Raw genomic sequence first — 337 nt, forward strand, 5'->3', positions numbered from 1 at the left:
CTCGCTGCCGCGCGTCCGCCGTTGGCGTCTGCCGACGGCCTGCCTGGGGCCACGCACGCTGACGCGGCCATCGGCTGCGCGCGCGGCCGCTCCCATCGATTTTCAATTTCACCCACACGCTACCGATGGATATCCGCTTCTTCGATCCGAATCGCACCGCCAATGCGTCCGCGTGGCGCGTGCTGCCCAACCGCTGGGACGCGGTCGCGTTTCCGCTGATCATCGGCATCCTCGCGATGGCGATCGTCGGCTTCCACGAAACGATGGCGCCGATCGCGACGCTGCAGACGCAGAAGATCTCGCTCGATCCGTCGAACCTGCCCGAATACGCGTTGCG

Annotated in this window: 1 pseudogene; it reads left to right on the forward strand. The window is 66.8% G+C overall.

Annotated features, from left to right (window positions below):
- Window positions 1-125: 125 nt before the first annotated feature.
- Window positions 126-337, forward strand: a pseudogene (locus tag SB816_RS30400) (sulfonate ABC transporter permease); the annotation flags it as partial.

Source organism: Achromobacter sp. SIMBA_011, from assembly GCF_046535435.1.
Taxonomy (GTDB): Bacteria; Pseudomonadota; Gammaproteobacteria; order Burkholderiales; family Burkholderiaceae_B; genus Achromobacter; species Achromobacter dolens.